Source organism: Sulfuricella sp. (assembly GCF_035531155.1).
Lineage (GTDB): Bacteria > Pseudomonadota > Gammaproteobacteria > Burkholderiales > Sulfuricellaceae > Sulfuricella.
In genome coordinates this window covers 1-12097 of sequence record NZ_DATKTK010000013.1, presented here as the reverse complement: position 1 = coordinate 12097, position 12097 = coordinate 1, and the positions used below count along the sequence as shown (strand labels likewise).

The window sequence follows — 12097 nt, the reverse complement described above, 5'->3', positions numbered from 1 at the left end:
ATCATCCTTCCCTCAAAAATAGGCGCGTTGCTGCGTGCTATCTACAACTATCACGGGTCGGCCGTAACGATAGCGGCGCTCAAACTGGCACCGCTGGTATTCGTGCGCCCGGGCGAATTGCGATGCGCCGAGTGGTCAGAGCTCGACTTGGACAAGGCTGTGTGGGATATCCCTGCCGAAAAGATGAAGATGAAGGTACCCCACATTGTCCCGCTTTCAGATCAGGTAATTACGATCCTGCGCGATCTGCACCCGTTAACAGGCGGAGGTAAATACGTGTTCCCGGGTGTGCGCAGTGTTCGTCGCCCAATGAGCGAGAACACAGTGACCGCAGCGCTGCGTTACATGGGTTTCGATGGGGATACGATGACCGGCCACGGCTTCCGGGCAATGGCCCGAACAGTACTCGACGAGGAGCTAGGCTTTCCGGTCGACCACATCGAGCACCAGTTAGCCCATGCGGTCAAAGATGCCAATGGACGGGCTTACAACCGAACTACGTATTTACCTGCGCGCCGCAAGATGATGCAGGCTTGGGCGGACTATCTGGATGGCTTGCGGACCGGGGCCAAGGTCGTCCCGCTGGCGCGGCAATCGGCGTAGCCGTATCGTTTCGATGACGTGTTGACGAATGGGTCGCGCTTCAAGGCGGTGGAGCATATTGTAGATTCTCAAAGAGAGTTTCCCGACGTCGCTGAAGGCGGGTTCCCATCGCAAGGCGGCTCACCTAGCGCATATAGCTCGAGCCCGATGCAAAACGGGAGCATGCCGGTTCGATACGGTTAGTATGGAAAGGCCATTAGGGAAAAGCCGTGACGAAGAAGCTTTCTAAAGGGAAGGTCATCAGGATCCAATCCAGGGAGGCGATCCTAAAGCGCAAGGTCAGATGGCACCTCAAGCGCGTTGGCTTCACCCGGGATGAGAATGGCGTCCTGACACTGCCGGCGGAAAGCAAGGACGCCATCCGGGCCGCGCACCAGCTGCAACGGGCGGAACGCTCGTCCAAGCAGGGGGATTTTCTGAAAGCGAAGTTCCCCAAACTTTCGAAGCACTTTGCAATAGGGACAGAGGTGGACCCTGCCGCGGTCAAGCCGCGCCTGGAGCGTGTGCTAAGCCATACGTGGCAAGCGGACCTGTTCAAGCTGGCCTCGTTGACGTGGTCCGTGCCAGTTTCCCCAGGCTTCGGTCGCCGCCTCCGATACCTGGTCTGGGACGACGGCAATGAGCGCCTCATGGGTATCATCGCCATCGGCGATCCGGTATTCAACTTGCGGTCGCGGGACGAGTACATCGGCTGGACAGGCGAACAACGTCTTTCCCAATTGGTGCACACCATGGACGCGTATGTACTGGGCGCTGTGCCTCCCTACAACCAACTCCTAGGCGGCAAGGTCGTCGCCGCATTGCTACGCACCCGGGAAATCTACGATGACTTTCAGGCCGCATACGGCGCCCGGAAAGGGGTTATTTCTAAGAAGGTGAACGCGGCGCGACTGGCGGCGATCACAACCACATCGTCGATGGGGCGATCTTCCGTCTACAACCGAGTCAAGCTCGATGAGATGCTTTACCTAAAGCCTATCGGGTACTCGAGTGGTTATGGCCACTTTCACATCCCCGACCAACTCTTCCAGGATCTGCGCGAGTATCTGCGAACGAAGGAACATAGGTACGCGGATCAGCATGCGTTCGGCAAGGGACCGAACTGGAAGATGCGGGTAACCAGAACTGCGCTCGACATGATCGGCATGCGCTCAAATCTGGTCATGCATGGCATTAAGCGGGAAGTGTTCATCTGCGAAATGGCCAGCAACACGATTAAGTTCTTGAAGGGTGAAGAGCCCGAACTCGACATCAGCAGCTTGAAGTCGGTCGAAGAGGTAGCGGCCTTGGCCTGCAAACGGTGGCTGGTGCCTCGCGCTACCCGCCGCCCCGAATACCTGCAGTGGACCAGGGAGGAGCTCGTCAACCTAGTATCGAAGTCCTCGGGCGTGCGCGTGTCGCTCCTTGAGCCGAAGGTTAGGAAACAGGTCAAACGCTAGGCATGCAACTGGACACCCTCCAACGAGAGCTCGAAGCGAGATTCGAGCAAATCTCCGGAGAACGCGCGGAGAACTGGCGCATATTTGCGTTGGAGCATGGACTGTCGATCGATATGGAGGAACTTGCCGCATCGCTGTCGGAACAGCTCCGGTGCGGCAATCCCAACCAGTTCCATTGGCTGGTATGGGTCGTCTTCGCGACGGAAATTGGCTACAGCTTCGCCGGCGCGGAATACTGGCAAACATTCAACGAGCGCCTGCCAGCTTGGAGGCGCAACGCGGATAGCAACCGGAACCGCAACCTAATCCGGGCGTGGTTCCGGCGGTTCGCCAAAAAGTACAACGGCGTTCGCCCATCGGGCACCTGGGCGAAACAGTTCTCGATCATTGCGTGGCCCATCACCCATGCCATCCTTCCGAAGGACCTGCAGCATCACTTCGCAAAGTCACTTCACAACCATCGTTACCGGCTCGCCGCAGACAACAACCCCATCAGCATTGGCCAACTGATCCACGGACAAGCGCTCACGACTTCGTCCCGCTTCCGAGAATTCAGTGAGCAGGAGGAACTGGCGGGCCGCATTGCCTTGGCTCTGCTGGGCGTCGAGTCTGAGGAGTCGCCGCTCTCGCCTGACGCGACTAAGCGGATTGTGGGCGATCTCGAAGCAACGCAAGCAGCCAAAGATTGGCTGCATGCGGCGCGGGAAGTTCGTCGAATTCAAGGCGCTAGGAAGCAGAAGCAGCGACACACAGAGCGAACACCTCAGGCACGTCAGCAAGCTCCAGCAGAGCGGCTCAGCCTGAGCCCCAGATTGCTCCTGAGCAAGGCCAACAACAGATGGAGAGTGGGCGTGTTGATCCCGTCGTTCGCGCCCCTGGCCTTCGATGTTGCGGGCGTGGGCCAGTTCTTGAGGACGACGAAGGTCCAGCTCCAAGGCGGCACGGGCACCTGGCAGCCGGCACAGATCCTGACCGGAACGGTGAAACTGCACATGCTGCAACAATGGCCCAACGACGGGGTTGTTGTGAAGTTCAAAGATTCCCACCCGATCCTCGAGCACCTAATGCGCCATGAGGGAACCTTGAGCAATGGCCCCTTGTGGGTTTGCAAGGTCGGTGCGGACGGACTGGCTAGGCACGTTCGTCAAAACCTCCTTCGGCCTGGACACGAATATATTGCTCTTGCCAAGGCGGGGTTCGCCTTTCCTCACAGCCCGGCGTTCGAATCCGTCGACGTCCAGTGCACGGGCATCGTAGGCGTCCGCCTCAAGCTGCCCAAGCATGTGCCAGATGACATCAGGCGGGTGCTGAAGCTCTTGGGTCTGTCGCTCGCATCCACCGTCACGATCTGGCCAGCCGGGATACCCGCGATCTCCTGGGATGGGGAGGGCCTCAGCGAATGGCTGACGACGGACTCTCCCTGCTTCGGCATCGACGTAGATCGAGAAGTGGCTGCCGTCGATGTGGTGTTGAATGGCACGACTCGACTGACGATCTCGCGCTGCGGAATCACCGGTCCGTCTTGGCTGCAGTTGCGGCCCTTGCCACCTGGTCGATACTCTCTGAATATCGAAGTGAAAGTTGAATCTGGTGAACACGCGCCCAAGGTCATAACCGGCGGCGAAGTCCACCTGGACGTCCGCGATCCATTGGGTTTAGAGGCGACGGTTAGTCAGCGAGGCGGGCTGATGGCAATCCCCGTGCCTGTTGATGCGACGCTGGAAGATCTGGAAGAGGGCAAGCTGACGCTCGACTTGTTCGGGCCCCAGGGCAGAGAGGTCAGTGTCCTCCTGAAGATCGACGGGCCAGAGCCCACGCGTTTTCCACTCGGCAAAGCCGACCTTCCGGTGAGCCTGACCGGGTTGTGGGAGAAGCTGTCCACCGACGATCAGGAGATCCTTGGCGTCAGCGCTTCTTGCCAATTGGTGGTGAGCGCGGAAGAAATGGGATCGTTCGCCCTCCCGCTGGAGCGCGTGAGTCGGCCGGTACGTTGGCTGTTGAAACGGTCGAGACAGGCGATCTCGCTGCGCCTGATTGACGAGGCCGGATTGGGCGCCCAATCCAACTGCCATATGGCGCCATTGGAGACTCCCAATACAGCTCAACTTTTGGACCATGACGAGTGCGTTGACGGCTTCGACGTACAGGAGCCCGGCGGCTTGTATGTCGTCGCCGGTAAAGGCCGCTTAGATGCGGTCATCGTGAGCCTGCCAAACCAGCAAGGTCGCGGCGACTTGGCCAGTCAGATCGGGTTTACGCCCAGGTTGGAGGGGTTTGCAGCGTCGGACGACACGGTGAAAGACGACATTCAATTGCTGACGCTATGGACTAAGGCACGGGTCGTCGGTTCTCTCGGCCCAGCACGTCAGAAGAAAGTGGTTCGCACGATGCGAGACGCACTGACGAAACTCGTATGTGGAAGTTTCTGGGTTCAAGCGGAAGCGGTGTTTGAAGATTCCATCAAGGACCAAAGCGCCACCGCGGACCTCGGTGAATTAATTTCAACAAGTCAGGCACGTCGCAATTTCGCGGCAAAATTGCGAATGTCGCACAGGGAGGCTATCGAGAAGTCTCCAGCCGAGGTGGTGTTATGGCTCCTGCCAATCTCCAAAGCCTTTGGGATTTGCAACGACAAAGGCGTCATCGAGAAGGCGCTCCGATTCCTCACCGACCTCATCGGATTCGTGACTACATCCAGCGACGTTCCGGCGGATGTCCGGGAACTCGCAACCCAAGGGGATCTGGTTCGAGGTGTTCGCTATCTGTTGATATTGCTGGAGGGCAAGTCATGGGATTGGAGCTGAGGCAGCTGACCCAAGCTGAACTGCTCGGCGCAATGGCACGGCAGTTGGGCGTGGACGATAGCGCGTCGCAGGAGGGAGGATTGTCGACGGCCTTGATTGCGGCCGTCCTCCGCAGGATCGCGGGAGCAACGTGTCCCTGCTCACGGGACACCGTCGTCGGCATCGCCACCGACGCCCTCTGCGGCTTTGTCGAAGCAGAGGCTCTTAGAGTACGAGTTCGCGAAGTGTTGAACAGTCTCGTCGTGATTGGCGACCTGCTGGAATTGGGTGGCACGTCGTCGTTGCCTTCGGTGGCGGCCGGCGACTGGCTGTACTGCGCACCGCCGACATTCGTCGTCCAAGATGGATCGGTCCTGATCCTCGGCATCGAGTCGGAAGACCAGTCGGCCATGCCACTGGCGCTGAGGCAGCAGGTGCAATGCCCACGTGAGCTTCGAATCATCCGGACCGAAGATAGCGCGGCAATCAGGGAGCAGTTGCTGGTTGCAGGCTACCTTGAAATTTCGAAGGTCGCCTGGACCCGACTTCCGCTAGAACGAACGGCCAGGAAGTTCCTAGACGAAGCGATCCAGCGTCTGAAGGAGTCCGGTGGACGAGGGGAACTGGAAGGTCTCAAGGTGCTCGGACCGGGCAACGGCTCGAAGAATTTCGTCTCCCGCTGGATCCCACCAAACGGGCAATCAGGCCATTTCGTCGGTCGCCGTCCGCAGGCCTTCGGATCTCCAATCTGGGTCTTCGTGGAGCTGGATCAGGGCCGACCGAAGAGCTTCATCGACCTGCCTTGGCGTGGTGCCAAGTTTCGGGGTTGCGATCATGGATGGAGGATTCAGAGTGCGCTCGACGCCCTTTCCTGCAACCCCCAGACCTATCGTGTCGTCTCTCGTGATGACGGTGTGGATCGCTATGAGTTCTTCTCGCCCCTACCACTTTGGGTCGAGCGGCGTCTCAGAATCCATGGCCAAAGAGTGTCGGCCAGCGGCGCCCTTATCGCCTACAAGCTCGAGCATCAGTCCGACCACGGCATCGATGATCTGTTGCAGTCCCACATGTGGTTCAAGCAGGTCAAGCAGGGGGAATAATGGCTTCCACGATCCAGGAATCGGCTTCGGAACTGCACACGGCCTTGTCCGAGTACATCGAAGCGACATACCACATCGGCAACGCCGCCCTCGTCAAGGCACGCCAGCGTCTTCTGAATGAGCCGGGCAACGTCCACCAGATACCGTTCCTGGAGTCGACGCCCCGATACGTTTCCGATCGTAAGTTTGGCGAGATTGCTGGCCTGTCACCGGCAGCGGTGTCATTGCTGGAATCGCTCTCTACTAAGGGAAGCGGCCACAAGGCACTCCTCCACAACCCGCCCTACTCCCACCAAGCCGACGCGATTGAACAGTCCATCGTCAAGGGTAAGAACCTGCTGATCATGACCGGTACCGGCTCGGGCAAGACGGAGTCGTTCCTGATGCCGGTCTTGGCCAAACTTGCGATCGAGGCCAGTGGCAACGCGGAGTCCTTCGCGGATCGTGCGGTCCGGGCGCTCCTGCTCTATCCGATGAACGCACTAGTCAACGACCAGTTGGGCAGATTGCGCTCGTTGTTCAGCGACCCGCGCGTAACTGAGGCGTTCCAGGCCTGGGCCGGTCGCATTCCCCAATTCGCGAGGTACACCAGCAGGACACCTTATGCGGGGGTGCGGGACAAGAAGAAAGACGAATCCCGGCTGAAGTCGCTGGACGAGTTTTACGTCAAGATCGAACGTGAGGCCGCGGGCAACAGAGAAGAGGCCGAACGCGCCGAGGGCCTCCGACAGCAACTCATGGCAAAGGGCAAGTGGCCTGCGAAGCCAAGCCTAGCGAAATGGCTGGGCAACCCGGGGTCACCGTGGCAGAGGAAGGGTACGGATGAGTTCATCCGGGCTGTCACGCTGTCCGATGACAGCGAGCTGATCACACGCCATGAGGTACAAAAGACACCGCCGGACCTGCTGATCACCAACTACTCGATGCTCGAGTACATGCTGATGCGGCCGATCGAGCGTTCGATCTTCGACGATACGAAGGCTTGGCTCGAGGCGAATCCGAACGAGAAGTTCCTGGTCATTCTCGACGAAGCGCATCTTTACCGTGGAGCGGGTGGCGCCGAAGTCGGCCTGCTTATCCGCCGGCTAACCGATCGGCTCGGCGTGTCGGCCGACCGCATCCGGGCGATCTGCGCGACGGCGAGCTTCAGCAACAGCACGTACGCCAAGGAATTCGGGTCGCAGTTGAGTGGCTGCCCGGCCGAAACATTCGAGCCTGTGATCGGTATGCTGAAAAGGCGCTCGGAGGCCGGTGAAGGATCGCAGGCGGATGCCGAGGCGCTGGCGAACGTCGATGTAGCAGCCCTACAGCAGGCGGATGACCCCGAGAAGCAGGCGGCTGTCATGGCTGCCTTCTTTAGCTATCGAGGAATTTTGCCATCCGGATCTGTAGACCAGGATTTGTTTGCCGCACTCGATGCATTTGGGCCACTGCAACTCACTGTCAACGCGACGATGGGGGCGGCAAAGCCGCTAGCCTCGCTGCCGGACCAGGTCTTCCCCGATATCGACCCGGAATTGGCAGCGAAGGCGTTCTCCAACCTGTTGACCTTGGGAAGTCGGGCACGAGCCGCGGACGACACAGGTCTGCTGCCCTGTCGCGTGCACAATTTCTTCCGTGGCTTTCCGGGCCTCTGGGTCTGTATGGATCCGGAGTGCACGGAGGTCAGCCCCGAGGAGAAGAACCCGTACTGCGGCAAACTCTACAGCCAGCCGATCAAGCAATGCGGTTGTGGCTCCATGTGTCTTGAGTTCTACACGTGCCGGCACTGTGGTGCGCCGTATGCCCGCGCCTATACCGATAATGTCAATGAGCCCAGTTCGCTCTGGTCAGAACCTGGCGCCAATATCGAGCTGAACGATGGTGAGGCCGTGCAGTTGGAGGCATTGGACCTTCTGCTCCAGGCGCCAATCGACGACGGCACTGTCATTCAGGCTCAATATGACGTCGAGACCGGGCGACTCAACGCTTACGACAGTGGTTCAAGGTCTCGAATGGTGTTCCGCCAGTTGCTGGATGCCAGGGATCTCGCCGACGACGACGATAGTGAGAGTGGAGGTTCCACGGGGCAGTTCATTCCTTGTGGCATCTGCGGAAACAAGGCTGGCGGCGGAAAGTCTTCGGTTCAAGATCACATGACGAAGGGCGATTATCCGTTCCAGGCCCTGGTTGCGCGGCAAATCCAGATCCAGCCGCAGGGACCGAAAACAGACGATAACTTCGCGCCGTTGCGAGGGCGCAAGGTCCTGGCTTTCTCGGACTCACGACAGGTCGCCGCGCGATTGGCACCCAACCTGCAGACGTACTCCATGCGCGATGCCCTGCGACCCCTGTTGGTCTGGGGTACGCGGCATCTACAACAATCTCCCACTCTCGCTCGGCGAATTAGCCTCCAGGACTCTTACTTCGCAACACTGCTGGCAGCTCGCTGTTTATCCGTCAGGCTCCGCCCGGAACTGAAATCCGGCGAATCATTTGACGCCTACGCAAAGATGGGTGCCGTCATGGGCAGTCGCGGGTCAGTGGAAGACGGTGTTCTGAGTGACTTGTACGAGGATTTCCACGACCGCAAGGCGCCAATTTCGCTGCTGGACGAGTTGGTGAGCGTCATCGAAGATCGATACATTGGGCTCGAGGCAATCGCCCTAGGATCGTTGACGGTCATGCCGAGAAAGAAGGACGAGCTTCTGAAGAAGCTCCATGACCTTCCCGGCTTCGCCACCACCGAGAGTGCCAAGCTGTCACTGGTGGGGTTGTGGTTGCGATGCTGGCGGAAGAAGCACATCTGGTTCGAAGGCATGGATGATGACCTGTGGCAGCGCCAGGTTCATGGCCATTCCGGAAATTTCAAGATTCTTGGCAAGATCCTACCTGACAAGATCACCAAGGCGATCTTCACCCAACAATGGGTGCCGGCGCTCCTGGAGGCATTTACCGAGAAGGTGAATTCGACCCATCGCTTGCATGCCCAACGGCTCTATCTCCAATTGGGTGGCAGGTGGGTCCGTTGCTCCAATTGCGCTTCCGTACATCGCCAGATCGAGAACCATGCGAAGTGCGTCGACTGCGGTCAGACGACCGTTGCCGACATCGACCCCGACCAGGACGATGTGTTCGTCGCCCGCAAGGGCTACTACCGTCGCGCCACGCAGGATGTCTTGAAGGAAGAGCCGGTGTCACCTTTGGCACTCATTGCGGCCGAGCACACGGCGCAGCTGAATTCAGCTGACCAAGAGGACGCCTTTTCCAAGGCGGAAAGGAACGAGTTGCTGTTCCAGGACATCAACATCACCTGGAAGGAGCAGGATGAGCCAGACGTCGCCATCGACATCCTGTCGAGCACCACGACCATGGAGGTGGGTATCGATATCGGCGCTCTGTCCGGCGTTGCCCTCCGTAACATGCCGCCGGGACGCGCGAACTACCAGCAGCGTGCCGGTCGTGCCGGGCGCCGCGGTAATGCAGTGGCGACTGTCGTCGCGTTCGGCAGCGTCGACAGCCATGACGAGCACTACTTCTCGCACCCCGAAGAGATGATTTCGGGCAAGGTCGTCGACCCAATCCTGACGCTCAACAATTTCGATATCGCTCGTCGTCACCTGCGCGCCTTCCTGCTGCAGTGCTACCACCAGGACCGATTGCCGGAGTTCGATCCTAATCAGCCAGCCGACCTGTTTTCGGTACTGGGCAAAGTTGGCAGCTTCCGCAACGGTACGGGTGTCCTCAATCGTGATGATTTCCAGGCGTGGCTGACCGAAAACGAAGCCGATCTCAAGGATCGCGCTGTGAAGTGGCTGCCGGAGCAACTGACGACTGCGGGAATTCAGAAGCTGGCGGCCGGTATGGTCGCGGACTGCATGAAGGCGATCGATGACGCCATTGCTAACGACGCGAAGCAGGAGCCGACGAAGCCCGCACCAACGACAGGGCCTTATCCGCTAGAGAAGGACCCGGATGTCGAGGAAGAGAAGCCGCCCCGCTCCGACGGAGATAAGCTGCTTGACCGGCTGCTCTATGAAGGCGTGCTTCCGAGGTACGCGTTCCCGACCGACGTGGCGACATTCCATATCTTCGATAAGGAGAAGTCGACCAAGTTCCGGCACAAAGATGAGTACTCCCCCTCTCAGGGATTGCCGGTGGCGCTGTCCCAATATGCGCCTGGCAAACAGGTGTGGGTGGGGGGCAAGTGTTACGTTTCCGCTGCAATTTACTCCCGCTCGGGGACCGAGCGGATCGCCGCCTGGGACAATCGCGAGCTCTATTACGAATGCTCCGTTTGCCGTTTTGCCGAAACCAGGGAGAGCAACGAAAACCCAGGGGATTCCAGCAAATGTCCGGCGTGTGGAATCGACGGGACTTTCCTGCACAAGGGACCCTGGATGAGGCCGGTGGGTTTTGCGCACCCGGTCGATGTCCCCGAGGAAACGTCTCCTGAGCGCGTGCCGGATGTTAGCTACGCGACGCGTGCCAAGCTGACCACGAAGACGCCCGGGAGCGACCGGGAGTGGGTGGCTGCGAACCCCAGGTTCACCGGGTTGCCAGATAGAACCAAACTGTTGGTCTCCAACGTCGGGCCCAAGGGAGAGGGGTATCGGTACTGCGTCATCTGCGGGCGCATTGAGGCGATGACGGAACCGCATTCCCTCCTCACAGGCGCCCACCGGGTTCCATACCCAACGGATCCGGGCAAGGAAGCCTGTCGCGGTCGTACCACACAGCAGAACATCGTGCTGGGCGCTCGGTTCGTCACGGACATCGCCCTCTTCTCTTTGCGCGTCGATGCCCCGATGAACCTTAAGCCGGGCACCTTTGCAACCAATGTCGCGTTGCGGACCGTGAGCGAAGCGCTGGCACGGGCTGCGACGGATATGCTGGAAATTGAGCCTGGTGAGATTCTCGCGGAATATCGGCCAGCGATGTCGGCGGAAGCCACTTCGGACCTGTACGCGGAAATCTTTCTGTACGACACGCTGCCTGGCGGCGCGGGATTCTCCAGCTCTATCCCGGCCCGTGCCGTCGAACTGTTGGCAAAGGCTCGCAACCTACTGGCCAACTGTCCGGAGCAATGCGACTCGTCGTGCTATCGCTGCCTCCGTGCATTTGGCAACCGCATCGAACATCGCTCGTTGGACCGCCATGTCGGAGTCGAGTTGATCGACTACCTGATTTCAGGCAGCGTCCCGGAAACTGCGCCAGATCGCCTGGAACAGTCCACCGACCTACTCTTTAAGGATCTTTCCAGACTCCTCGTGAACAAAACGGATCTCGAATACGAACGGAATGCAATAGTTTCCATCGCCGGATCGAAGCTCGTCGCCCCGATCCTGTGCCACCTGAAGTCGACCGGGCAAAAGGTCGTCGTCGGGCTGAGCAGCGCGTTAAAGGAAGGCTACCCTGCAGATCCCGACGTTCGGGCCTTGCAGGAAAAGGGCGACGGAATAGAGGTGGTAATCGTCAATGAATTGCTCGTCAGATCGAACCTTCCGGCGGCATCAAGAATTGTTTGGGAAAGACTTAGCGAATGACACCTCGCTTGGCTTGACCACCGGCCACTCTTTCAGCCGATCGAAAATAATTTGAGATCTACATCACCCCATGGAGAGCAGTAGATAGCCCTCGCGTCAGAGCTGACGCCGTCAGTCTCACCACCGACTCTATGGGAGCAATCGTGATGTACAACTATCCAGTCCTCGAATGTCTTGCTGCGTTTGCCGTCGTATTCCTGATCGGCTTTCTATGCGGCAGGAGCAAACACCTTTGCGTCGTCACTGAGCAAGAGGAGTCATGTGTATGACCCTACAGACCTGGCGCTGACCTAGCTCCGGCCGGGTCCGAGGCAACGAGCCGCTCCGCCCGAAATTCTTAGTTCCTCTCATCTTCCCTCGCGACTGCGCATAGAGCCCGGCCATATGGCCGGGCTCTATGCGTTTATGCCGCTCATAAGGAGCACCCTATGAAAGTTGTTCGATCCATGGCTTACGCTCGATACAAGTTCGACAGCGAGACGACAGAACAAGACGTGCTCGCCGCGGCTGAAGCACACGCGCATCGCCGAATCGACCTCACGCTCGGCGCAAATGGCTGTCTTCACCAAGACTGCCCCCTGGGCGACTACCAAGTGACGGACCGCCTGCTCAAAGCAGATGAACCGCGCGGTGAGCCTCGCCGGGTC

6 protein-coding genes are annotated in these 12097 nt (G+C 59.1%); all 6 read left to right on the top strand.

Annotation, left to right across the window (positions count from 1 at the left end; translation table 11 throughout):
* Positions 1–603 (top strand): site-specific integrase (locus tag VMV64_RS03430; protein WP_325328554.1); only part of this gene is annotated, 603 nt, incomplete at its 5' end.
* A gap of 209 nt (positions 604–812) precedes the next feature.
* Entirely contained in the window at positions 813–2042 is a 1230-nt protein-coding gene (locus VMV64_RS03425; protein ID WP_325328553.1) for a Druantia anti-phage system protein DruA, read from the top strand.
* Between the two features lie 2 nt (positions 2043–2044).
* Positions 2045–4846, top strand: a complete 2802-nt coding sequence (locus VMV64_RS03420) for a hypothetical protein (protein ID WP_325328552.1) — start codon at positions 2045–2047, stop codon at positions 4844–4846.
* Entirely contained in the window at positions 4831–5925 is a 1095-nt protein-coding gene (locus VMV64_RS03415) for a hypothetical protein (RefSeq protein WP_325328551.1), read from the top strand. The genes VMV64_RS03420 and VMV64_RS03415 overlap by 16 nt, the downstream gene beginning before the upstream one ends.
* Positions 5925–11450, top strand: a complete 5526-nt coding sequence (locus tag VMV64_RS03410; RefSeq protein WP_325328550.1) for a DEAD/DEAH box helicase — start codon at positions 5925–5927, stop codon at positions 11448–11450. The genes VMV64_RS03415 and VMV64_RS03410 overlap by 1 nt, the downstream gene beginning before the upstream one ends.
* A gap of 428 nt (positions 11451–11878) precedes the next feature.
* Positions 11879–12097: hypothetical protein (locus VMV64_RS03405; protein WP_325328549.1), on the top strand; the 219-nt coding region annotated here is incomplete at its 3' end.